16 protein-coding genes are annotated in these 23,643 nt (G+C 69.6%); 2 read left to right on the top strand and 14 right to left on the bottom strand.

Annotation, left to right across the window (positions count from 1 at the left end):
* Window positions 1-31: 31 nt before the first annotated feature.
* From RPX00_RS29275 to RPX00_RS29240, 8 genes are all read right to left on the bottom strand, one after another.
* On the bottom strand, window positions 32-871 hold the full coding sequence (locus tag RPX00_RS29275; RefSeq protein WP_406630173.1) for an aldo/keto reductase: 840 nt from the start codon (window positions 869-871) through the stop codon (window positions 32-34).
* 43 nt (window positions 872-914) lie between these two features.
* Window positions 915-1,250 (bottom strand): STAS domain-containing protein, encoded by a 336-nt coding sequence (locus tag RPX00_RS29270; RefSeq protein ID WP_406630172.1) that lies wholly within the window; start codon window positions 1,248-1,250, stop codon window positions 915-917.
* Between the two features lie 495 nt (window positions 1,251-1,745).
* A complete protein-coding gene (locus tag RPX00_RS29265) occupies window positions 1,746-2,159 on the bottom strand; it encodes an SsgA family sporulation/cell division regulator (RefSeq protein WP_378311148.1) in 414 nt (137 codons plus the stop codon).
* A 324-nt stretch (window positions 2,160-2,483) separates the two neighbouring features.
* Complete coding sequence (locus RPX00_RS29260) at window positions 2,484-2,777, bottom strand: hypothetical protein (protein ID WP_406630170.1); 294 nt, start codon at window positions 2,775-2,777, stop codon at window positions 2,484-2,486.
* 155 nt (window positions 2,778-2,932) lie between these two features.
* The gene (locus tag RPX00_RS29255) at window positions 2,933-4,339 is read right to left on the bottom strand and encodes an L-fucose/L-arabinose isomerase family protein (RefSeq protein ID WP_406630168.1); all 1,407 of its coding nucleotides are present in this window, start codon (window positions 4,337-4,339) and stop codon (window positions 2,933-2,935) included.
* A gap of 3 nt (window positions 4,340-4,342) precedes the next feature.
* Window positions 4,343-5,344, bottom strand: a complete 1,002-nt coding sequence (locus RPX00_RS29250; protein WP_406630166.1) for a substrate-binding domain-containing protein — start codon at window positions 5,342-5,344, stop codon at window positions 4,343-4,345.
* A gap of 22 nt (window positions 5,345-5,366) precedes the next feature.
* The gene (locus RPX00_RS29245) at window positions 5,367-6,356 is read right to left on the bottom strand and encodes an ABC transporter permease (protein WP_406630164.1); all 990 of its coding nucleotides are present in this window, start codon (window positions 6,354-6,356) and stop codon (window positions 5,367-5,369) included.
* Window positions 6,353-7,882, bottom strand: coding sequence for a sugar ABC transporter ATP-binding protein (locus RPX00_RS29240; RefSeq protein WP_406630162.1), 1,530 nt, complete (start codon window positions 7,880-7,882; stop codon window positions 6,353-6,355). The genes RPX00_RS29245 and RPX00_RS29240 overlap by 4 nt, the downstream gene beginning before the upstream one ends.
* A gap of 434 nt (window positions 7,883-8,316) precedes the next feature.
* On the opposite strand from RPX00_RS29240, the gene RPX00_RS29235 reads away from it, so the two are divergent.
* Window positions 8,317-13,779 carry a biotin carboxylase N-terminal domain-containing protein gene (locus tag RPX00_RS29235; RefSeq protein WP_406630160.1) on the top strand — a complete coding sequence of 1,821 codons (5,463 nt, stop codon included), beginning with the start codon at window positions 8,317-8,319 and terminating at the stop codon, window positions 13,777-13,779.
* Between the two features lie 95 nt (window positions 13,780-13,874).
* Here RPX00_RS29235 and dnaE read toward each other — a convergent pair whose 3' ends face one another.
* The 4 genes from dnaE to RPX00_RS29215 form a co-directional block, all read right to left on the bottom strand.
* Window positions 13,875-17,399 (bottom strand): DNA polymerase III subunit alpha, encoded by a 3,525-nt coding sequence (dnaE, locus tag RPX00_RS29230; protein WP_406630158.1) that lies wholly within the window; start codon window positions 17,397-17,399, stop codon window positions 13,875-13,877.
* A 129-nt stretch (window positions 17,400-17,528) separates the two neighbouring features.
* Entirely contained in the window at window positions 17,529-17,972 is a 444-nt protein-coding gene (locus RPX00_RS29225) for a PadR family transcriptional regulator (RefSeq protein WP_406630156.1), read from the bottom strand.
* 962 nt (window positions 17,973-18,934) lie between these two features.
* Window positions 18,935-20,140, bottom strand: coding sequence for an MFS transporter (locus tag RPX00_RS29220; protein ID WP_406643129.1), 1,206 nt, complete (start codon window positions 20,138-20,140; stop codon window positions 18,935-18,937).
* Between the two features lie 183 nt (window positions 20,141-20,323).
* Window positions 20,324-20,716 carry a nuclear transport factor 2 family protein gene (locus tag RPX00_RS29215; RefSeq protein WP_406630154.1) on the bottom strand — a complete coding sequence of 131 codons (393 nt, stop codon included), beginning with the start codon at window positions 20,714-20,716 and terminating at the stop codon, window positions 20,324-20,326.
* 71 nt (window positions 20,717-20,787) lie between these two features.
* On the opposite strand from RPX00_RS29215, the gene RPX00_RS29210 reads away from it, so the two are divergent.
* Complete coding sequence (locus tag RPX00_RS29210) at window positions 20,788-21,357, top strand: TetR/AcrR family transcriptional regulator (protein WP_406630152.1); 570 nt, start codon at window positions 20,788-20,790, stop codon at window positions 21,355-21,357.
* Between the two features lie 248 nt (window positions 21,358-21,605).
* Here RPX00_RS29210 and RPX00_RS29205 read toward each other — a convergent pair whose 3' ends face one another.
* Window positions 21,606-22,112: a flavodoxin domain-containing protein gene (locus RPX00_RS29205; protein WP_406630150.1), complete on the bottom strand. Its 507-nt coding sequence runs from the start codon at window positions 22,110-22,112 to the stop codon at window positions 21,606-21,608.
* Between the two features lie 186 nt (window positions 22,113-22,298).
* Complete coding sequence (locus RPX00_RS29200; RefSeq protein ID WP_406630148.1) at window positions 22,299-23,507, bottom strand: CynX/NimT family MFS transporter; 1,209 nt, start codon at window positions 23,505-23,507, stop codon at window positions 22,299-22,301.
* Window positions 23,508-23,643: the final 136 nt, after the last annotated feature.

The raw sequence follows: 23,643 nt of genomic DNA, 5'->3' as shown, positions 1-23,643 counted from the left end.
GCAGGAGACACGGACGACCGGGCGATCTGGTTCAGCCGTCGAAGGTGTCCGGGTCGAAGCCGGTCCGGCGGCCCTCGTCGAGCCCGCTGAGGACGTCCAGGTCGCTGTCGCTGAGGGAGAAGTCGAAGATGTCGATGTTCTCCCGCATCCGCTTCGGCGACGACGACTTCGGGAACACGACGTTGCCGAGCTGGACGTGCCAGCGCAGCACGATCTGCGCGGGAGACTTGCCGTGTTTTCCGGCCAGCTCGGCCAGCAGCGGATCGTCGAGCACCTCGCCCTGGGCGAGCGGGCTCCACGCCTCGGTCACGATGCCGTGCGCCTCGTGGTACGCGCGCAGTTCCGGCTGCTGCAATGCGGGATGCAGCTCGATCTGGTTCACCGCGGGCACCGTCGCCGACTCGGCGGCCAGCCGTTCCAGGTGCGCGATCTGGAAGTTCGACACCCCGATCGCGCGGGCCTTGCCCGCCCGTTGCAGTTCCTCGAAGCCGTGCCAGGTGGCCACGTACTTGTCCTGCTTCGGCAACGGCCAGTGGATCAGGTACAGGTCGACGTACTCCAGCTCCAGCCGCTGCAGGCTGCCCTCCAGCGCGTTGATCGCGTTGTCGTGGCCCTGCGCGTCGTTCGCCAGCTTCGTGGTGACGAAGATTTCCTCGCGCGGCACGCCGGAATCGCGGATGCCCGCCCCGACGCCTTCTTCGTTGCGGTACATCTGCGCCGTGTCGAGGTGCCGGTATCCGGCCTCCAGCGCCTCCCGGACCGCGGCCGCCGTGTCCTCCGGCGGAATCTGGAAGACGCCAAGGCCGAACTGCGGAATCCGGACGCCGTTGTTCAGTTCGAGCTGCGGAACGCGGTTCGTCTCGATCGTCATGTCGGCGGCCTACCCGTGCGCGGCGGCGGCGAAACTCGCTCGATCAGGCGGCGGCGGTCTCGCGCACGCACAGGATTTCGTCCGCGCCGGTCACCGCGAGACACCTCCGGACCGCGTGCGCCGGACCGGGCACGACGGTGAACGACGGGATCCGCTCGTGCGCGTCGAGCAGGGCGCGGACGCCCGCGCAGCTCAGGAACGCGACGCCGGACAGATCGACGACCACCGGTCCGGTCAAGGGCGCGACCGCCGCCGCGAAAACGGGCGCGGTGGCCGCGTCGAGGTCGCCGACCGGGGCGAGGTGGATCGCGTCCGCCTGCCGGGCCGCTCGGACAGTCAGGTCCTCCGGCGTGCTGACCGCCGGGATGTGGAGAGTCATGCGCTGCGCTCCTTTCGCAGAGATCTGCTTGGGGCGCTGACCGCAGTGTGGTTCCGGACAACAGCCAACACTGGAAACCGTACGCGTTCTGCCAGTGCGGTCAACCCGCGTGACGAGGGCGTTCACTCAGGCGGAGGCTGAGTCCGCCTGTTCGGGGGGTGCGCGATGACGGGGTCTTGCCGGGGTTTCGTTCACCGATCGTTCATGCGCGGGCGGCTCGATTCGCCTCATCCGGGGGAGGACGGCGGGGTCTGCCTCTTGTCGCGATCGGTCTCGCCGTGCGGTGCCTTCTCGCGCATTCTCTCGCCGGGCAACGGAATTCGTTCCCGTTCAGCTGAGCCTTTATTCGCGCTGCCGCTGTTCGCCCCCGCCACTGCGGCGAGACGGCGCACGCACGTCGCGCCTCTTCGCCGGTGCCACCGCGACGGAAAAGCGCATCCGCGCCGCGACCGTTCGCCGGTGCCGCCTCGCGCGGCTTCAGTCCACTGTGGACCGTCAGTCGCGCAGGGCGAGCTTCGCCAGTTCCTCGTCGAAGTCGAAGCAGCGGTCCTCGTCGCCGACCGGGACCTCGTCGTAGGTGCGGTCGAGGAAGTCGGCGAGTTCGCTCGCCGCCGCCTCCAGCACGGCGGAGCCGTCCGGGGCGTTCAATTCCACGAGCACGCGGCTGTCGTCGGCGGCGGGGCGCACCTGGACGTCTCCGTCGCCCGCCGGGGCGAGGAGGCCGTCGGCGAGCAGGTCGCGCCCGAAGAGCCAGCGCACGACCCCGCCGCCGGCGTGGTAGCCGACCGACACCGCGAACGGATCCGCCGGGTCGTACTCCAGATCGGCGCGCACCGGCAGCGGGACGGACCCGAACGTGCGCAGCCCGAAGATGATCGTCGCGCGGACGACCTGCGGTTCGGTTTCCACGACGGCGCCTCCTTCGTTACCCGGTCGCGAACCTGTCCGGACCGAAGTGAATGTTTCTCAATAAGTAACGCGCCGTAAGAGCGTAAGCTGCCCGACCGAGCAGATTTCACCCCAACGGTGGAGATCTACGTCTCAGTTGGCTACGCAAGGGCAGCATTGACAGCAGGAACGGGCAAGGCCCCGAGCTGTACCCGGACCGCTTCGACCTGCGAAAACGAAGCTCCACGATCGGGTGGCCGGACAGGCTCGTTCCGCGGGCAACGCCGTTCTCGCCGCTGAAACGTCGAGGCAACGAATCGGGTCATGTCCGAGCGGCGACTCGATTCAGCCCATGCCAGCGAATCGTGCCGCCTCGACGACCAGCAGCAGATACCCGAGCACGAGCGCCGCGGTCGCCCGGCGACGGCCTCCGGATCGGCGCATTCCGAGGTGCCCGAAAACGATCGCGAGCGGCGGCAGGATCAGCGGCCCCAGCACCGTGAACGGCTGGTAGTAGACGGCGTCGCCGAAACTGCCGCCGGGACTTCGGCCGGGGTAGGTCCCGGCGAACACGAGCCAGCCGAGGATGCTGAGTACCAGTGCAGTGGTGGCTGCTCTGGTGGATGGTCGTTCGCCCATGCCGGAAAGCTAGCCAGGACGCGCGGGACCAGTCCCCGACCGCATCGCTCGCCGCCGCCGCGCTGCGGGGTGCCTGCCGCGCCGGAGCGGGGGTGCGGGCTAGGTGTCGTGAGTGGCGGTCCCGGTTCTAACCGGCATAGCCACTCAAGACCCCCTCAGCGACTCCACTCCTCCACCCGCACCCCCATCAACTCCGCCGCCGCCCGCAATTCCCGCCGCCGGTCCCCGGGCACCGCGTGCACGTGGTTCGCCCCGAACCGCGACAGGAACGTCTCCGCAGCGACATCCAGACGAGCGAACGCGTGCGGCCATTCCGGTGTCGACCGGGACACCAGTTCCTCCGTCGTCCGCTCGTCGAAGTTCTCGAACTCCCCCAGCACCACCTGCATCCGGTACTCCCCGGACAACCGGCTCAGGCGCGCCAGCGTCATCCGGCCGGGGGCGGCGATGTGCTGCACCGAAGCACCGCCCGCCGGGAAGAAGAACACCTCCGGATACAGGTGCACCTTCGACAGGTTCTCCGCCGGATCGTCGCTGCGCGCGGCGAACCACGTCGCGTGCTGGCCGGAGTTGCACAGGTCCCACACGTCGCGGTCCGGGTGGTAGTGCCGGACGTCGGCGAACAGCACTGGCGTTCCGGTGATCCGGTGCATCAGCTGCATGGTCAGCGCGCCGTCCATGTCCGACTCGGTGGCGGTGATGTGCACCGCCTTGGGGCCGTTCCAGTCGTAGGGATCGTTGAGCAGCGCCTCGGCCACGTCCGCGGTCGCGAAGTGCTCGGTCAGTTCCGGTTGGGCTTTGATGCCGGAGAAATCCAGGTGCCGTTCGGCCGCGACGTCGCGTACGGCCAGGTACAGGCGCAGTTGCCGTTCCAATAGGTCCGGGGTGAGGCGGTCGCCGTCGTAGTGCACGGTGGCGTGTCGTTCCAGCCATTCGCGGCCGTGCACGGCTTCGTCCGAGTAACCGGATTCCGCGCGGCGCACCAGTTCGTACTGGTCGATTTCCTCGACGTCCACACCGAATTGGCGCATCCACTGATCGGTGTTGGCCACCGTGGTGTTCATGCCCATCGGGCGTCCGCCGAAGCGGCCGAATGTCGAACCGCGCAGCGATCCGACGGCGGCCGCGGCACTGGCGTGTGCGCTGATTTCGGCGATGAGTTCCGGGTCCGACGGCGCGCCCCACAGGCGGGTGTGCGCGCGGCCGATCTGGTCGAGCGCGCCCCCGGCGGCGAGCATGCCGACCAGGCCGGGTTCGGCCGGGTCGATGCTCGCGACCAGCAGCAGCGGGCCCGGCGTCGCGTCCGCGGCCAGCATGGTGAAGTGCGGGAACGCCCACACCGCGTAGTACAGCACCGTCACGTCCACCGAACTCGCGGCGACCGAACGCGCGGCCGCGGTCGCGGTGGTGTTCGTGGCGACCAGTCCTCCGGTGACGACGTCGTGGCCCGCGGCGGTCAGCGCGGCCGCGAACTCGTCCGCTTTGGACCGGATGAAGCCGGTGTTCCGCCGGTGCACGTGGTCGCGCCCGTCGGAAACGGCAAGGACACCGATACGCGCCATAGGTCAGCTCCGGTTCAGTTCGGCGTAGACCTGGGCCGCGTTGTCGCGCGTCACCAGGCGGGTGGGCAGGGTTTGCGTCTTGGGCACGGTCTGGCAGTCGACGAGCAGTTTCTTCGCCGCCGCAACGGCTTCCTTGCCGCCGGTGGGATAGATGAACGTCGCCGACAGCCGCCCGGCCTCCACCGCCTTGATGCCGCCCTCGGGCACCGGCAGGCCGTCGATGCCGACGATCGGCAGGTCCGCGCGGCCCGCGTTCTGCGCCGCGATGCGCGCGCCCTCGGCCATCGGGTCGTTTTCGGAGAACATCGCCTGCGCGTCCGGATGCGCCTTCAGCAGCGCGTCCGCCTGCTGCTGTCCCTTGTCCCGCAACCAATCCGCGTCCGCGCTGGCCACCACGGTGATGTTGCGGTCGGTGATGCCCTGGTTGAATCCGTCGCTGCGCTCCTTCGCGGGCGTCGACCCGGCGAGCCCCTTCAGCTCGACGACTTTCCCGCCATGGGGAAGCAGTTTCTCGGCGAAGAACTTGCCCGCCTGGCGGCCGATGTCCACGTTGTCCGCGCCGATGAACGACGTGTACCCGTCGCCGTCGACCTTCCGGTCCAGCACCAGCACCGGAATCCCCTGGTCGTAGGCCTTCTTCACCACGCTGGTGAGCGGCGTCGCCTCGTTCGGGCTGATGATCAGCAGGTCGATGCCCTGGGTCAGAAAGGTGTTGACCTGCTCGACCTGTTTCGCGTTGTCCTGCGCGGCATCCGCGTAGCTGACGCTGAACTGCGGCACGCCGGCCGCCGCCTTGCGGACGTCGTCGTCCATCCGGACGCGGTACGGTTCGGCCAGATTCGCTTGGCTCATCCCGATTTTGTACTTGCCGCTCGGGCCGTGGCATTGTTTCGCGGTCGGCGCGGTGCCGGACGCCGCTCCCGGCGCGTTTTCGTGGGTGGTGCCGCAGGCGGCGACGAGGGCCAGCCCCGCCAGGACCGCCCCGCCGCGGATGATGCCGGACATCTGCTCCCCTTTTCCCGAACGCCTATGCCGTGGCTGGGCGCAGCCGCTGCAGGCCCGCGGCGAGCACGATCACCACGCCGACCACGATCAGCTGGACGTTCGAATCGATGTCGTTGAGCTGGAGGATGTTGTCGAGCACGCCGACCAGCAGGGCGCCCGCGACGGTGCCGGACACCGACCCGCGCCCGCCGGACAGGCTGGTCCCGCCGATCACGACGGCCGCGATGGCGTTCAGCTCGTAGCCGGTGCCGTCGTTGGGGCCGCCGAAGTTGTACTGTCCCGCGTGGACGATCCCGGCCAGCGCGGCGAGCAGCCCGCACAGCCCGAAGACCAGCACCTTCGTCCGGATCACCGGCACCCCGGACAGCACCGCGGCCTTCTCGTTGCCGCCGATCGCGTAGACGTGCCGGGAAAACGCGCTCGACCGCAGCACCAGCACCGCCAGCACCGCGACGACCACGAAGAACAGCGCCGGGATCGGCACCACGCCGCCGAACGTCCGCTCGCCCAGCAGCGAGAACGGCACCGGAGCCTGGCCGGTACCGTCGCCGTAGGTGATCGAAACGCCCTCGCCGCCGGACCACATCCGGGCGATCCCGCGCGCGATCTGCATCCCGGCGAGCGTCACGATGAACGACTGGATCCGGAACCGCGCGCTCGCGATCCCTTGCAGCAGCCCGAAACCGAACCCGAGCGCGAGGACCAGCAGCACGCCCGGCACCAGGCCCCAGCCGCCGCTGGTGAGCAGCAGCGCGACGCCCACGCTGGCCAGCCCCATCACCGAGCCCACCGACAGGTCGATGCCGCCGACGAGGATCACCAGCGTCATGCCGACCGCGATGATGCCGATCTCGGAGATCGCGCGGACGACGTTGAACAGGTTGCCGCTGCCCAGGAACACCAGTTCCCCGTCGCGATGCGGCGAAAAGACGATCGCGGCGGCGAAGACGAGCACCAGCCCGAAGACGCTCTGGAACCGGAACACCGCGGCCAGCACGGAGCGCCCGTTCACCGGACGTCTCCCATCGACGCGGCGAGCAGTTCCGCCTCGCCGGCATGAGCGGTGTCCAGCTCGTGCACGCTGCGCCCGCCGCGCAGCACCACCACGCGATCGCACACGCCGACCAGCTCCGCCGGTTCCGACGACGCCAGCAGCACGCCGACCCCGCTCCGCGCCGCCTCGCCGAGCAGCCGGTAGATCTCCGCCTTCGCCCCGACGTCCACGCCGCGCGTCGGCTCGTCCAGCAGCAGCAACACCGGTTCGGTGAGCAAAGCCCGGCCCAGCACCACTTTCTGCTGATTCCCGCCGGACAGCGAGCCCACCGGATCCGCGAGCGACCCCAGTTTCACCCCGAGCCGCCCCGCTTCCTCCCCGGCCACCGCCCGCTCGCGCCCGCCCGCCACGATCCCGAACCGGGCCAGCCGGTCCACAATGGACAACACGGTGTTCGCCACGACGGAATGCTCCAGCGCCAGCCCCGCGATCCGCCGGTCCTCGGGCACGAACGCGATCCCGGACCGCATCGACCGGCGCGGCGAACGCGGCCGGAACTCCTTGCCGCGCAGGAAAATCCGCCCGCCGGCCAGTTTGCCGCCGGACGCGCCGTACAGCGTCTCCAGCAGCTCCGTCCGCCCCGCGCCGAGCAGCCCGGCGAGACCGACGATCTCCCCGGCCCGCACGGTGAGGCTGATCCCGTCCGGCTCCCGCCGTCCGGCACGCGGCCGCACCACGAGGTCTTCCACGCGAAGCACATCGTCCTGATTCGGCGAGGACACGCTGTCCGCACGGAACATCAGGTGCACCGGACGCCCCACCATTGCCTCGGCGGCCTGCTCCGCGGTCAGCTCGGCCGCGCTGAACTCCGCGACCACCTCGCCGTTGCGCAGCACCGTCGCGCGGTCCGCGACCCGGCCGATCTCGTCCATCCGGTGCGACACGTAAACGATCGCGGCCCCGTCGGCGCGCAGCTGGTCGATGACCGTGAACAGCCGCTCGACCTCCCGCGGCGACAGCGCCGACGTCGGTTCGTCCATCAGCAGGATCCGCGCGTCCAGCGACAGCGCCTTCGCGATGGTGACGAGCTGCTGTTCGCCGGTCCGCAGCCGTTCGACCGGCGTGCGCGGGTCGAGGTCGACGCCGGAACGCGCCAGCACCTCGCGGGTGGCCGCGACCATCCGCCGCCGGTCGACCGTGCCAGCGCGGGTGTGCGGTTCGCGGCCGAGAAATACGTTCTCCGCCACCGACAGCGCGGGCACGAGGTCCAGTTCCTGGTGGATCATCGCGACCCCGGCGCGCCGCGCGTCGGCCGGACGGGCGAACCGGACCGCCTCCCCCGCGATCCGGATCGCCCCCTCCCCGGCGGCGACCTCCCCGGACAAGATCTTCAGCAGCGTGGACTTGCCTGCCCCGTTCTCGCCGAGCAGCGCGTGCACCTCCCCCTTCGCCGCGGTGAAGTCCACCGCGCCCAGGGCACGCACCCCGCCGTAGGTCTTGCTGACGCCGGCCAGCTCGACCAGCGCGACGCCGCCGTCGCCCATGCCCGCCCTCTCGGCCCGCCCCGTGTCGAGAAATCGATTACCCGAGACCGTACGGGGTACTCCAGAAGAGTGTCAAGGGTCACATTTTCACTGCTCAGGGGAGCCTCAGCTCCGGTTCGGGGAGGCCACTGTCCGCACCCCTGCCTGAACGGCGGGTGACCCCTGTCCGACCCCCTGGAAACGGCCCGCCGTCCAGCTGCCGCCATCCGGGCGTGATTTGTGGCATACCTCGCGATAATTCAGGCCGTGCCGACGTGACAGGAGCCGTTTTTGGCGGGTTCCTACAAACCGGCAGGCGCGGCATGCGCCATCCGCGACATTGGTGTACCCGGCGGTAGAGGAGCAATGTGTACGACGAAGACAGGCGACGTCCCGGCGGGTCCGGCGTCGCCTGCTGTGCGTGGGTGTAGCTGGTTCGCTGGGAGGCCTTGTCCGTGTTCAATCGCGTCGCCATCGTCAATCGCGGGGAGGCCGCGATGCGGCTGATCCACGCCGTCCGGGACCTGTCCGCCGAGACCGGGCGACGGATCGAGACGGTCGCGCTCTACACGGACGCGGACGCCACCGCGACCTTCGTCCGCGAAGCCGACGTCGCGTACCCGCTCGGCCCCGCCTCCGCGCGGCCCTACCTCGACCTCGCCAAACTGGAGAAGGCGCTGGTCGACACGAAGGCCGACGCCGCGTGGGTCGGCTGGGGCTTCGTCGCCGAGGACCCGGCGTTCGCCGAGCTGTGCGAGAAGATCGGGGTCGCCTTCGTCGGCCCGAGCGCGGACGCGATGCGCAAGCTGGGCGACAAGATCGGCGCGAAGCTGATCGCCGAGGAGGTCGGCGTCCCGGTCGCGCCGTGGAGCGGCGGCGAGGTCGCGACGCTGGAGGAAGCGCTCGCCGCGGGCGACAAGATCGGCTACCCGCTCATGCTCAAGGCCACCGCGGGCGGCGGCGGGCGCGGCATCCGCAAAGTCGAGTCGGCCGGCGACCTCACCGAGGCGTACGAGCGCACCAGCCAGGAAGCGCTGCGCGCGTTCGGCAGCGGCGTCGTGTTCCTGGAGCGCCTGGTCACCGGCGCGCGGCACGTCGAGGTCCAGGTGATCTCCGACGGCGCGACCGCGTGGGCGCTCGGCGTCCGCGACTGCTCGGTGCAGCGGCGCAACCAGAAGATCATCGAGGAGTCCGCGTCGCCGGTGCTCGGGGCGGACCAGACCGCCGAGCTGAAGGCGTCGGCCGAACGGCTCGCGGTCGCGGTCGGCTACCGCGGCGCGTGCACCGTCGAGTTCCTCTACCACCCGGGCGACCGGCTGTTCGCGTTCCTCGAGGTGAACACCCGGCTCCAGGTGGAGCACCCGATCACCGAGATCACCACCGGCACCGACCTGGTGCGGCTGCAGCTGCACGTCGCGTCCGGCGGCAAGCTCGAAGGCACGCAGCCGGAGGAGTCCGGGCACGCCGTCGAAGCACGGCTCAACGCCGAAGACCCGGACCGCGACTTCGCGCCGTCGCCGGGCCGCATCGCGCGGCTGCTGCTGCCCGCCGGGCCGGGCATCCGCGTCGACACCGGCGTCAGCGAGGGCGACACCATCCCGGCTGACTTCGACTCGATGATCGCCAAGATCATCGCCTACGGCCGCGACCGCGACCAGGCGCTCGCTCGGCTGCGCCGGGCGATGGCCGAGACGTCCGTGCTCATCGAGGGCGGCGCCACCAACAAGAGCTTCGTGCTCGACCTGCTCGACCAGCCCGAGGTGATCGACGCCAGCGCGGACACCGGCTGGATCGACCGCGTCCGCGCCGAGGGCCGTCTCGTCACCACGCGGCATTCCGCGGTCGCGCTCGCCGCGGCGGCGATCGAGGCGTACGAGGACGACGAGGAGGTCGGCCGGCAGCGGCTGCTGTCCACGGCGTTCGGCGGGCGTCCGCAGGTGCGCCACGAAATCCGTCCGCTGGACCTGAAACTGCGCGGCGCGTCCTACCGGGTCACGGTCGCGCGCACCGGGCCGAAGCGGTTCCGGGTCGGCGTCAGCGGCGGCGGCGACGTGCACCAGGCGGACGCCGAGATCGAGCGGTTCGACGAGCACAGCGGGCAGATCACCGTCAACGGCACGCGGTTCCGGCTCGTCACCGGCACGCACGGGCCGATCCACCTGGTGGAGGTCGACGGCGTCACGCACCGGGTCAGCCGCGACGAGGGCGGCGTCGTCCGCTCCCCCGCGCCCGCGCTGGTGGTCGCCACGCCGGTGGCGGTGGACGACGAGGTCGAATCCGGCGCGCCGGTGCTGGTGCTGGAAAGCATGAAGATGGAAACGGTGCTGCGCGCGCCGTTCCGCGCCAGGGTCAAGGAACTCCCGGTGTCGATCGGCAGCCAGGTGGAGACCGGGGCGCCGCTGCTGCGGCTGGAACCGCTGGCCGACGGGGCCGAGGACGAGGCCGCCGCGCAGACCGAGACCGCCGAGATCGACCTTCCCGGCGAGCAGGACGGCACGAGCGCGGCCGACCGGGCCGAGCGCGGCAGGCAGGACCTGTTCAGCCTGCTGCTCGGCTTCGACGTCGACCCGCACGACCAGGGCCGCGTGCTCAGCGGCTACCTCGCGGCGCGCGCGGAGCTGCCGGTGCGGCCGCTGGAGGGCGAACTCGGGCTGCTGGACGTGTTCGCCGACCTGTCCGAGCTGAGCCGGAACAAGCCGGCCGCGGACGATCTCAGCGCGTCCAGCCCGGTGCACAGCGCCCGCGAGTACTTCCACGCCTACCTGCAGAGCCTCGACGTCGAGCGGGCCGGGCTGCCGGAGAAGTTCCAGGGCAGGCTGCGCCGCGTGCTCGGCCACTACGGCGTCGGCGACCTCGAGCGCACGCCGGAGCTGGAGGAAGCGGTCTTCCGGATTTTCCTTGCCCAGCAACGGGCTTCGAGCGACAGCGCGATCGTGTCCGCGCTGCTGCGGCAGTGGCTCGCCGAGGCCCCGCCGCCGGCCGAGCTGCGCGAAGCGGCCGGTCTCGCGCTGGAGCACCTGGTCGCTGCCACGCAGCTGCGTTTCCCGGCGGTCAGCGACCTCGCCCGCGGCGTGGTGTTCCGCTGGTTCGCGCAGCCGCTGCTGCGCCGGGCGCGGGCCGAGGTGTACGCGGAGATCCGCGGTCACCTGCGCTATCTCGACCGCAACCCGGACGCGCCCGACCGCGCCGAGCGGATCTCCGGCATGGTGTCGAGCAACGAGCCGCTGGTGCGGCTGCTCGGCCAGCGGATCGGGCGGCCGGGCGCGGACCCGGCCCCGATGCTCGAAGTGCTGTCCCGGCGCTACTACGGCAACAAGGCGCTCGCCGACGTGCGCACGCGGGAGGTCGCGGGCTGCACGTTCGTCACCGCTTCGCATCCGGAACCGGCGCGCGTGGTCACCACGGCGGTCGACTTCCCGCAGCTGCCGGACGCGATGCGCGGGGTCGCGGAGCTGTCCGCGGACGCGGGCGCGCCGGTCGCCGCGGACGTGTACCTGAAGTGGGCCGACCAGCCCGACAGCGACGCGATGGCCGAGCAGCTGGGCGAAATCGTGGCGGCGCAACCGCTTCCGGCGGACGTCACCCGGGTCGTCACCACCGTCGCCGGGGGCGGCGGCGCGGTGATGCACCACCACTTCACCTTCCGCCGGACCGAATCCGGCTTCGCCGAGGACCGGGTGATCCGCGGGCTGCACCCGCGCGTCGCCGAGCGGCTGCAGCTGGAGCGGCTGCAGGAATTCGACCTCACGCGGCTGCCGTCGGCGGACGAAGAGGTGTACCTGTTCACCGGCACCGCGCGGGCCAACCCGGCCGACGAGCGGCTGATCGCGATGGCGCAGGTCCGCGACCTGACCCCGCTGCGCGAGGCGGACGGCAGGCTCGTGTCGCTGCCCTCGGCCGAGGACACGCTCAACGCGTGCCTCGACGCGGTCCGCAACGCGCAGGCGCGGCGTCCGGCGCGGAACCGGTTCGACACCAACCGGATCGTCATCTACGTGTGGCCGCCGAGCGACCTGACCATGGACGAGCTGAACCTGCTCGCCCGCCGCATCCTGCCCACCACCGCGGGCGCGGGCCTGGAGGAGATCCAGTTCCTGGCCCGGCAGCGGAACGCCGGAACCGGCGAGCTGACCGACATCGCGGTGACGGTCCGCAACGAGGTCGGCGCGGGCGTGCGGCTGACGGTCGAGGCCCCGAGCACCGAACCGGTGCAGCCGCTGGACGACTACCGCCAGAAGGTGCTGCGCGCGGCCCGGCGCGACACGGTGTACCCGTACGAACTCACCGACCTGCTGGCGGGCGGCGGGTCCTTTGTGGAGCACGACCTCGACGACGCGGGCGCGCTGGTCCCGGTCGACCGGCCGCGCGGGCAGAACAAGGCCGCGATCGTCGCCGGCGTGGTCAGCACGCCGACCGACCGCGTCCCGGAGGGCGTCCAGCGCGTGGTGCTGCTGGGCGACCCGACGAAGTCGCTGGGCGCGCTGTCCGAACCGGAGTGCGCGCGGGTCATCGCGGCGCTGAACCTGGCGCAGGAGATGCGGGTCCCGGTCGAATGGTTCGCGCTGTCGTCCGGCGCGCGGATCTCGATGGACTCCGGCACCGAGAACATGGACTGGGTCGCGGCCGCGCTTAAGCGGATCGTCGAGTTCACCCAGGACGGCGGCGAGATCAACATCGTGGTCGCCGGGATCACCGTGGGCGCCCAGCCGTACTGGAACGCCGAGGCCACGATGCTCATGCACACCAAGGGCATCCTGGTGATGACGCCGGATTCGGCGATGGTGCTCACCGGCAAGCAGGCGCTGGACTTCTCCGGCGGCGTGTCGGCCGAGGACAACTTCGGCATCGGCGGCTACGACCGGGTGATGGGGCCGAACGGGCAGGCGCAGTACTGGGCGCCGAACCTCGCCGGCGCGCGCGACGTGCTGATGGCGCACTACGCGCACACCTACGTCGTGCCGGGCGAAACGGGCCCGCGCCAGGCGGTCACCACCGACCCGGCGGGCCGGGACGTGTCGGACTACCCGCACGCCGTCGTCGGCAGCGACTTCACCACGGTGGGCCAGATCTTCTCCGCCGAGCACAACCCGGACCGCAAGAAGCCGTTCGACATCCGCACGGTGATGCGCGCGCTGTCCGACCAGGACCACCCGGTGCTGGAACGCTGGGCCGGCATGGCGGACGCGGACACCGCGGCGGTGCAGGACGTGCACATCGGCGGCCATCCGGTGTGCTTGCTGGGCATCGAATCCCGTTCGGTGCCCCGCCGCGGCTTCCCGCCCACCGACGGCCCGGACTCGTTCACCGCGGGCACGCTGTTCCCGAAGTCGTCGAAGAAGGCGGCCCGCGCGATCAACGCGGCGAGCGGCAACCGTCCGCTGGTGGTGCTGGCGAACCTGTCCGGCTTCGACGGCTCGCCGGAGTCGATGAAGAAACTGCAGCTGGAGTACGGGGCCGAGATCGGCCGCGCGATCGTGAACTTCGAGGGCCCGATCGTGTTCACGGTGATCTCGCGCTACCACGGCGGAGCGTTCGTGGTGTTCTCGAAGGCGCTGAACCCGAACATGACGGTGCTGGCGCTGGAGGGTTCGTTCGCCTCGGTGCTCGGCGGTGCCCCGGCGGCCGCGGTGGTGTTCGCGGGCGACGTGAACACCCGCACGGCCAACGACCCGCGGGTCGCCGAACTGCAGAAACGGCTTGGCGAGCTGAGCGGGGCCGAGCGGGCTGCGTGTGCGGCCGAGCTGGCCGAGGTGAAGTCCGCGGTGCGGGCCGAGAAGCTGGGCGAAGTGGCGTCGGAGTTCGACCGGGTGCACAGCATCCAGCGGGCGGTCGAGGTCGGGTCGGTGGACGCGATCATCAGCACGGCGCAGCTTCGGCCGCGGATTATCGAGGCGATTGAGCACGGGTTGAAGGGCTGAGTCGTGGGTGCTGGTGCCGGTTCTGGCCGGTGCCAGCACTCACGACGCTCGCGGGGGTCGTGAGTGTTTATCCCGGTTAGAACCGGGATTGCCACTCACGAGGCCACAGTGATCCCCCGGATCGTCTTCACCTCGCCCAGCAGCGCGGACGTCACCTTGACCGAGTACCCGTCCAGCGCGTAACGCTGCTCCCCCACATGCAGGTGCACCGGCGTGTTTCCCTGGTGCGCCAGCAAAGTCTGCTTCAGCTCCAGCACCACCGGCAACGTCACCTTCTCTGCGCGCGTGTGCAGCACCAGCGGTGCGTCCCCGAGTTCCGTCAGGTCGAGCGGCACCAGGTCCGCCCCGAAGACCGACATTTTGTCCTCCCGCCAGTTCACCCGGCCCTTCACCAGCACCGCGTTGTCTTCCACCAGGTCCGCCGCGCACAACGCGTACGACTTGGCGAAGAACAGCACCTCCAGCGACGCGTCCAAATCCTCCACGGTGCAGATCGCCCACGGTTCGCCCTTTTTGTTGACCCGGCGTTCCAGCGAAGTGATCAGTCCGGAAAGAATCAGTTCGCCTTCCTTCGGCGGATTGTCGATGATCGCCGCGATCGGGCGTGGCGCGTGTTTGCGGAGGACGCCTTCAGCACCGTCGAGCGGATGGCCGGAAACGTACAGTCCGAGCATGTCGCGTTCGTGCGCCAGCAATTGTTTGCGCGGCCACTCTTCGGCGATAAACTTCACGTGCGCCAGCGGAGAAGAAGCCGGTTCGTCGTTTCCGCCGCCGAACAGGTCGAACTGGCCCATCGCCTCCTGGCGCTTGAGCGGGACCACGGCTTCCACCGCGTCCTCGTGCACCTGGATCATCGACAGCCGCGTGTGGCCCATCGAATCGAACGCGCCCGCCTTGATCAGCGACTCGATCACCCGCTTGTTGCAGGCCACCAGCTCCGACTTGTCGAGGAAATCGGTGAACGAGGAGTACTTCCCCTTCTCCTCGCGCGTCTTGATGATCGACTCCACCACGTTCGCGCCCACGTTGCGGACCGCGCCCATGCCGAAGCGGATGTCGTTCCCGACGGCCGCGAACCGCAGAGCCGACTCGTTCACATCCGGCGGCAAAACCTTGATCCCCAGCCGGCGGCACTCCGACAGGTAGATCGCCGACTTGTCCTTGTTGTCACCCACCGACGTGAGCAGCGCGGCCATGTACTCCGCGGTGTAATTCGCCTTGAGATACGCCGTCCAATATCCGACCAGCGCATATCCGGCGGCGTGCGACTTGTTGAACGCATAGCCCGCGAACGGGAGAATCGTATCCCACAGTGCTTGCACGGCCTCGGCCGAGAAACCGTTGTCGATCATCCCGGCGCGGAAGCCTTCGAATTCCTTCTCCAGGACTTCTTTCTTCTTCTTGCCCATCGCACGGCGCAGCACGTCCGCGCGACCCATCGAGTAGCCGGCCACCTTTTGCGCGATTTGCATGATCTGTTCCTGGTACACCACCAGACCGTGCGTTTCGGCGAGGATCTCCTGCAGTGGTTCCGCCAGTTCCGGATGGATCGGTTCGATGGCTTGACGCCGGTTCTTGCGGTCGGCGTAGTTGTTGTGCGTGTTCATCGCCATCGGGCCCGGCCGGTAGAGCGCGTTGACGGCCACGATGTCCTCAAAACCCGTGGGACGCATGCGGCGCAACAGATCCCGCATCGCGCCACCGTCCAATTGGAACACTCCGAGACTGTCACCGCGGACCAGCAGGGCGAAGGTTTCCGGGTCGTCGGTGGCCAGCCGGTCGAGGTCGATGTCCTCGCCGCGGTTGGCTTGGATGTTGTCGATCGCGTCGCCGATGACGGTGAGGTTGCGGAGGCCCAGGAAGTCCATCTTCAGCAGGCCGATGGCCTCGCACGACGGATAGTCCCAGCCGGTGATGATCGAACCGTCGTCCCTGCGCCACAACGGAATCGCGTCCACCAAGGGTTCGCTGGACATGATGACGGCGCAGGCGTGGACACCCGCGTTGCGGATCAGGCCCTCGAGGCCGCGGGCGGTCTCGAAGATCGTCTTGCACTCTTCGTCGGTCTCGACCAGCGTGCGGACCTCGGCCGCTTCCGCATAGCGTTCATGCCTGGCATCCACGATCCCCGACAGCGGAATGTCTTTCGCTGCCACTGGCGGCGGGAGGGCTTTGGAGATCCGGTCGGCGATCGAGTAGCCTGGTTGTCCGAAGTGGACTCGGGCGGAGTCCTTGATCGCCGCTTTCGTTTTAATGGTACCAAAAGTGATGACCTGTGCGATCCGGTCCGCACCATACTTTTCGGTGGCGTACCGGATCATCTCGCCGCGCCGGCGGTCGTCGAAGTCCATGTCGATGTCCGGCATGGACACTCGTTCCGGATTCAGGAAGCGTTCGAACAGCAGGCCGTGCCGGATCGGGTCGAGGTTGGTGATCCGGAGCGCGTACGCGACCAGCGATCCCGCCGCCGACCCGCGCCCCGGGCCCACCCGGATTCCCGCCTCGCGGGCATGCCTCATGAGGTCGGCCGTGATGAGGAAGTATCCGGGAAACCCTTTGTCCACAATGACATTGAGTTCGTACTCGGCGCGGTCCCGGTATTCCGCGGGCACCCCGTCCGGCAGGCGATGTTCGAGGCCAGCCATGACCTCGTGGTGCAGCCAGGTCGCTTCGGTGTGGCCTTCGGGGACGTCGAAGACCGGCATCCGGTCCTTGTGCGTGTACACGTCCTCGTACGACTCGACCCGCTCCGCGACCAGCAGCGTGTTGTCCGCCGCCCCCGGGACCTCCTTGTCCCAGTACTCGCGCATCTCGTCCGCCGACTTCAGGAAGTAACCGTCACCGTCGAACTTGAACCGCGTCGGATCGTTCAGCGTCTTGCCCGCCTGCACGCACAGCAACGCCGAATGCGTGTCCGCCTGGTCCTTCGTCACGTAATGCGAATCGTTCGTCGCCAGCGGCGGCAGATCCAGCAGCTTCCCGATCTCCAGCAGACCCTCCCGCACCGACCGCTCGATCGGCAAACCGTGGTCCATCAGCTCCAGGAAGAAATTCCCCGCGCCGAAAATGTCCTTGTAATCCGAGGCCGCCTGGATCGCCGCCTCCCGCTGCCCCAGCCGCAACCGCGTCTGCACCTCGCCCGACGGACACCCCGTCGTCGCGATAATCCCCTCCGCGTTCTCCGCGATCAACTCCCGATCCATCCGCGGCTTCCGGTAATACCCCTGGATCGACGCCAGCGACGACAACTTGAACAGATTCCGCAACCCCGTCGCGTTCCCCGCCACCATCGTCATGTGCGTATACGCACCGCCGCCCGAGACGTCGCCGCCCTCGCCGAACTCGTCCGACCCCCGCTGCGACGCCTGCCCCCAGAACACCGGCTTCTTGTGAAACCGCGACTCCGGCGCGATGTACGCCTCGATCCCGATGATCGGCTTGATCCCGTGCTTCTTCGACGTCTGATAAAACTCGTCCCCGCCGTACATGTTCCCGTGATCGGTCATCCCCACCGCGGGCATCCCCAACCGGGCCGCCTCCGCGAACAAGGGACCGATCTTCGCCGCACCGTCCAGCATCGAGTACTCGGTGTGGACGTGCAGGTGGACAAACGATCGCATGGCCGCATTGGACCCGCCGCACCACGACGGCGTCCAACAACCGACACGCGCGCTCAGACCACTCCCGGTTGTGCACCGAGGTCGCCGCCGGTGGGCGCGTCCACAATGGACTCACCCACCGGCGGGTTTTTATTCTTCGGAGTCGTCCGCGAGCAACGCGTACAATCGGCGGCGGGCTTCGCGCAGCACCTTGCGCGCCTCCGCGAACTGCGCCTCGGTGCCGGCGTGCGCGACCTGCGCCGCCGCCCCGCCCAGCTCGCCGAGCTGCTGATACAGCGCGGCAAACCGGTCCGCGCCAGGCTCTTCGTCGCGCGCCGGAGACTCCCAGAGCGCGGCGAACTCCTCCTCCCGCCCCGCGACGTGCTCGCGCCCGGCCTCGGTCAAATGCGCGACGCGACGGCCGCCCTCTTCCGAAGTACGCACGAGACCTTCGTCCTCGAGCTGCTGGAGGATCGGGTAGATGGAGCCCGGGCTGGGTCGCCATTCGTCGTGAGTGCGGCGGCGGATTTCCTGCATCAACTGGTAGCCGTGCCGGGGTTCCTCGGCCAGCAGCGCGAGCACCGCCGGACGCACCGGACGCGCCGGGGTGCGCCCGCCGCGCGGGGGGCCGCCGAAGAACCCTCCCGGTCCTGGCGGGAACCCGGGGAAACCTGGGAAGCCCGGGAAGCCTGGGCGATGCGGAGGTCCAGGCGGACCGGGAGGAATCGGCGGTCCTGACGGAAAGCCGCCGCGGGCTTGGAAGACGGTGTCGTCCCAGGCCTGCTCGGTGCCCGGGTGCGCGGGGTGCCCGCCAAGATGGGCGGGGTGCCCGCCAAGATGGGCGGGATGCTCGCCCGGGAGGGCGGGGTGCCCGGCCAGGTGTTCGCCAGGCCACCCGTGATGTTCACCCGGGTGCGGCCAGCCGAAGGCCGCTCCTGGCTCGCCGGACCGACCTTGCTCGCCGAAACCCCCGGGCCCGCCCGGCATGCCAGCCGGGTGCTCCCTGTGCCCGGGCCAGCCGGACCCGCTTCCCAGCCCGCCCCTGAAGCCACCGAACGGCCTGGACCCTCCGGACTCGGTGCCCAGCCCACTCCCATCCCGGAGACCGCCGAACGACCCGGGCCAGCCGAACTCGGCTCCCAGCCCACTCCCATCCCGGAAACCGCCGAACGACCCGGGCCAGCCGAACTCGGCTCCCAGCCCACTCCCGTCCCGGAAACCGCCGAACGACCCGGGCCAGCCGCGCTCGTCGTCTCCCCAGGGCCAGCCGTGTCCTTTCCCCGGTCCGCCCGGATGTCGCCCTCTCCCCTCGCCGGGCCCGCCCCGATGCGCGTCCGGCCTGGCGGACGGCACCCCGCGGTCCTCGTCGCCGGGGCGGCCGAAGCCGAACGGCAGGCCGCGGTCGCCGAAGCGTTCTGGGCCGCCGAAGCCTCGGAACAGATGTCCTCCGCCTGCGGTCGTCGTCATGAAGTCCTCCTTCGTCGAACCATCGCCGATATGACCACGATATATCGGCGATGGTTCGACGACAAGGCAGGGCGACTACGAGCGGAGGATCAGCCGGACGTTCCAGCGGGCGCGGTGGTCGCGCCTTCGCCGCCGAAGCGGATCGATTTCGCTTCCTTGCCCAGTGCGGTGAGCACGGCGACCGCGATGAGCACGGGGATCACCGTCCACAGCAGCGCGGCGGTGTAGCCCTGCGACTGGGCGATGCTCTCCTGGATCGGCAGGTTGAGCGCGGCCAGCAGGTTGCCGAGCTGGTAGGTGACGCCGGGGAAGAAGCCGCGGATCGCGTCCGGGGACATTTCCGTCAGGTGCGCGGGGATGACGCCCCACGCGCCCTGCACCATGACCTGCATCAGGAACGAGCCGAGCGCGAGCATCCCGGCCCCGTGGTCGACAGCGAAGATCGGGACAATCGGCAGGCCCAGCACCGCGGCGCCGACGATCGTCATCCGGCGGCCGAAGCGTTCCGACAGCGAGCCGAAGACCAGGCCGCCGACGATCGCGCCCACGTTGTACAGCACGGCGATCCACGTGCTGGTCGCCGCGCTCAATCCCGCGCCGCCGTGGTCGGTCGCCTTGAGGAATGATGGGTAAACGTCCTGCGTACCGTGCGAAAGCCAGTTGAACGCGGTCATCAGCAGCACGAGGTAGCCGAACCGGCGCAGCACCTTCGGGTTGAACAGGACGTCCTTGACCGACGTCCGGGTGACGCGCATTTTCTCCTGCGCCGCCTCCCACACCTCGGATTCCTTGACCCGTGCCCGGATCAGCAGGCTGATGAGCGCCGGGAAGATGCTCAGCACGAAGATCCACCGCCACTCCAGGCCGAGCGCGGTGTGGAACAGCAGGTACGCCAGCGCGGCCAGCAGGTATCCGGCGGAGTAGCCGGCCTGCAGCAGCCCGGAGAAGAACCCGCGCCGCTCCACGGGAATCTTCTCCATCGCGAGCGCCGCGCCCAGCCCCCATTCGCCGCCCATGCCGATGCCGTAGACGAAGCGCAGGATCAGCAGCACGGTGAAGTTCGGCGCGACCGCGCACAGCACGCCCGCCGCCGAGTACAGCAGGACGTCGACCATCAGCGGGATCCGCCGTCCGGACCGGTCCGCCCACAGCCCGAACAGCAGCGCGCCGACCGGGCGCATCACGAGCGTCGCGGTGGTGATGAACGCCAGCTGCGTGGCGGTGGCGCCGAACGACTTGTCCTTCGCGATGTCCGCGATCACGAACACGACCAGGAAATAGTCGAACGCGTCCATGCTCCAGCCGAGCCACGCGGCGAGGAACGAGTTCCGCTGATCGGCGGTCAGCTTGCGTTTTTCCCTGCCCCCGGCTGCGTTTTCGGTCACCGGCCCGGTCTACACCCGGCGCGGCGGCGAGGCAAGAGTCGCATGTGGACTCCGGATGTCCCTGACATACCAAGCGAAAGCGGAGGAATCGGGTCAGCCGGACGTTTTCTCCGATCGAGTCAGCAGGTGCGCCTCGCGCATCCGGCCGTCCGAAGTGAACTGCCCGAAGAAGGACACCTCGATCTCGAGGTCCTTGCCGCGCTGGCGAACGTGCAGCGTGTAGCGCGCGGCGATGCGATCGCCGTTCGCCAGCGCCTCGTGCACCTCGATCCGGCTCTCCGGCCGGTTCTTCCGCACCGGACGGCAATGCGCGATCAGCCGGTCCCGGTCGATCCGCAAGCCGTCGGCGATCTGCACCACGTCTTGCGTGTGATAGCGGTCGACCACCTTCGCCGCGTCCTCGTCGGTGCGCACCAGGTCGTCGGTGAACGCGGTGAAGAAGCGCGCGATGAACTCTTTCGGGTCGGTGCGTTCGAGCGTGTCCATGAAACCTCCCAGTAGAAGTCTGACACACTGTAAGATATCCTTCAGGGACGAACTTTGACAAGGTGTAAGAGATGGCAAAACTCCGTGCCGACGCGCAGCGCAGCCGCGCCGCGATCCTCGACGCGGCGCTCCGCGTGCTGGAGGAGGATCCGGACGCGAGCGTCGAGGGCATCGCCACCGCGGCCGGCGTGACCCGGCAGACCGTGTACGCCCATTTCCCTTCGCGTGAACGGCTTCTGGCCGCGGTGCTGGACCGGCTCACCGAGGAGGCGGTGGACGCGATGGACGCCGCGGGTCCGGACGCTGGGCCAGCAGCCGACGCGGTCCTGCGCGTGCTCAACGCCGCGCGCCGGGCTTCCGCGCGGTATCCGATGCTGCTGCGCCGTTTCGCCGCGACGCAGTCCTCCGCGGAAACCGGACGAGAACAGCACGAGCCAGTCGCGGAACGGCTGCGGCGAATCGTCGAACGCGGTCAGCACGCAGGCGAGTTCGACAGCCAGCCGCCAGCGGATTGGCTGGTCACGGTGATCATCCAGCTCGGCCACGCAGCCGCGGCCGAGTCCGACGCGGGCCGGATCTCGCCGGATGCAGCCGAGGAAGCGTTGTCCACCACGGTGCTGCGAGTACTCGGCGCTTCTTGACGGCGAATGTCCCAGCGCTCAGATCGCCACACGCGACCGCACCCGGCGCCGACCGGATCCCGCCGGACGCGGCCAAGGAAGCGTTATCCACCACGGTCCTGCGAGTACTCGGTGCCTCTTGACGGCGAATGTCCCAGCGTTCAGCCCGCCACACGCGACCGCGTCCGACGCCAGCCGGTTCTCCCGGACGCGGCCGAGGAAGCATTGTCCACCACGGTGTTGCTTCTTGACGGCGGATGTCCTGGCACTCAGATCGCCACGCGCGACCGCACCCTGCGGCCGATGTCCCGCGCCCAGGCCCGAATACGGTGCCAGTCACGGAAATCACCCACCCGGTTCCCTCGCGCCAGCAGTTTCTCCAGCACCCCGTCCGCCAACGCCGGATCAAGACGGCCACCGAACGTCTCGGTACGCCCCGCGTCGATCGCGGCGGCGAGCAGCGTCACCCGCGCGGGCAGACTCACCCGGGCAAGGTTCGCACCGGGGCCGCACGGTCCACTGTGGAATAACCAGACCGGACGCGCCCGCAACGCTTCGGTGTTGCGTTCGAGTAGCCGCACCGCTTCCGGCCGCCACCGCGCGTAGTAGAGCGCACTGCCGACGACCACCGCGCCGTACTCCGCGACGCCATCGACCTCGGCCGCATCACGCACGTCGACAGCGAACTCGGCGGCCCGCAACTCCTCGCCGATGACCTCGGCAATTCCGCGCGTGCCACCGCGCTTGCCCGCATACGCGACCAGGACGGTGATCATCGCCCCATTGTCCACCCCGCCAACGAAACCCGCCCGCCCAACCAGCGGTGCACCCAGCCCCTCCCCCGCACCCCGATACGAAGCCTCCCTGCGGTTCGGGGGTGCTTGTCAAGGCATCTTTCCCGCCTTGACAAGCACCCCCGAACCGTCAGCACACTTGGGCTTCGGGGTGCCCCACCGCAACACTCACCCGATAGTCCGGGGCCGAGAAGCCAACGCCCCAAACACCGTCTGCACCAACGCAAGCGCGATCAGCACCCCCAGCGCAGGCGTCCACGACGACGTAGCGTCATGAATCGCCCCGATCGCGATCGGACCGAGCGCCGCCAGCGTGTACCCCGCCGCCTGCGCCATCCCGGACAGCGCACCCGCGTCGGAATAATGCTTAGTGCGCAACCCAAACAAGGACAACGACAACGCCAGCGTGATGCCGCCCGCAAACCCGGCGAGGATCGCCCACAGCACCCCAAGCCCCGGCGCGATCAAGAGCCCGGCCAGCGCGGCCGCCATCAGCAGGGACCCGGAGATCGCGATCGCACGCTGATCGGGCAGCCGGTGGATGAGTGCGGAGCAGACCAGGCTGCCCGCGAGGCCGGAGAGGTTGAAGAGCAGCTGGTGGAATCCGGCGGTCACCGAGCTGATGCCCGCGGCGTGCTCGATTGAGGACAGCCAGGTCACCAGTACGTAGAAGGCCAGCGACTGCAAGCCCATGAAGACGGTGACCTGCCAGGCGAGGGCGCTCGTCCACGGTCGCGCCGCGCTGGTCGTTCCGGAGAGCGTCGGCGTGGCGGCGGAACGGCGCAGCTGTGGCAGGAAAACCCCGAGCGCGACGAGGGCGAGCCCGGCCCAGATGCCCAGTGACAGCCGCCATCCGCCGGCTTCCTGCCCGGCCAGCGGGACCGCGACCCCGGCGGCGATCGCTGCGACGCCGGACTGGACCGCGGTGTACGTGCCGGTGATCGGCCCGATGCGGGTGGGGAAATCGCGTTTGACGAGTGCGGGGAGCAGGACGTTCAGGATCGCGATGGCGACCCCGAGCAGGACGGTCCCGGCCCACAGCAACAGCTGCGGAGGCGTGGAGCGCAACACGATGCCGACGGCGAGCAGCAGGACCGCCGCGCCGAGCGCCCGCTCGAGCCCCAGTTTCGCGGCGACCTTGGGCGCGATCGGCGAGCACACGGCGAAGGCGATGAGCGGGACGCTGACCAGGACCGACGCCGCTACCGACGAGAGGTGCTGGTCGGCTTGGACGAGGTTCAGGATCGGGCCGAGGGTGGTGATCGCGGCGCGCAGGTTGGTGGCGATCAGCAGGACGCCGATCAGGATGAGCCCGGGGCGCAGCGGGGTGCCGCGTTCGGGGGCCTCGGGCGCGGCGGGGCCGGGACGGGCGGTCATGCGGCGGCCTCCGCGCGGACGGCTGAGGCGAGGGAACTGCCGCCGGTCGGGAGTGGTTCCGGGGGTGATGGGGTTTTCCGCTCGGAAACTACGGGAACGGGGCAGGGCGCGGTCTCGGCAGGGGAAATCCCCGGTG

The organism is Amycolatopsis sp. WGS_07, assembly GCF_045278895.1.
Classification (GTDB): domain Bacteria; phylum Actinomycetota; class Actinomycetes; order Mycobacteriales; family Pseudonocardiaceae; genus Amycolatopsis.
The sequence above is the reverse complement of the archived record's forward strand: the minus strand, read 5'-3'. Positions and strand labels throughout refer to the sequence as shown.

Bases quoted from the DNA above. Each gene is read 5' to 3' on its own strand.
- RPX00_RS29275 (WP_406630173.1), bottom strand. From the start codon at position 871: ATGACGATCGAGACGAACCGCGTTCCGCAGCTCGAACTGAACAACGGC.
- RPX00_RS29270 (WP_406630172.1), bottom strand. From the start codon at position 1,250: ATGACTCTCCACATCCCGGCGGTCAGCACGCCGGAGGACCTGACTGTC.
- RPX00_RS29260 (WP_406630170.1), bottom strand. From the start codon at position 2,777: ATGGGCGAACGACCATCCACCAGAGCAGCCACCACTGCACTGGTACTC.
- RPX00_RS29255 (WP_406630168.1), bottom strand. From the start codon at position 4,339: ATGGCGCGTATCGGTGTCCTTGCCGTTTCCGACGGGCGCGACCACGTG.
- RPX00_RS29250 (WP_406630166.1), bottom strand. From the start codon at position 5,344: ATGTCCGGCATCATCCGCGGCGGGGCGGTCCTGGCGGGGCTGGCCCTC.
- RPX00_RS29240 (WP_406630162.1), bottom strand. From the start codon at position 7,882: ATGGGCGACGGCGGCGTCGCGCTGGTCGAGCTGGCCGGCGTCAGCAAG.
- dnaE (WP_406630158.1), bottom strand. From the start codon at position 17,399: ATGCGATCGTTTGTCCACCTGCACGTCCACACCGAGTACTCGATGCTG.
- RPX00_RS29220 (WP_406643129.1), bottom strand. From the start codon at position 20,140: ATGGACGCGTTCGACTATTTCCTGGTCGTGTTCGTGATCGCGGACATC.
- RPX00_RS29215 (WP_406630154.1), bottom strand. From the start codon at position 20,716: ATGGACACGCTCGAACGCACCGACCCGAAAGAGTTCATCGCGCGCTTC.
- RPX00_RS29210 (WP_406630152.1), top strand. From the start codon at position 20,788: ATGGCAAAACTCCGTGCCGACGCGCAGCGCAGCCGCGCCGCGATCCTC.
- RPX00_RS29205 (WP_406630150.1), bottom strand. From the start codon at position 22,112: ATGATCACCGTCCTGGTCGCGTATGCGGGCAAGCGCGGTGGCACGCGC.
- RPX00_RS29200 (WP_406630148.1), bottom strand. From the start codon at position 23,507: ATGACCGCCCGTCCCGGCCCCGCCGCGCCCGAGGCCCCCGAACGCGGC.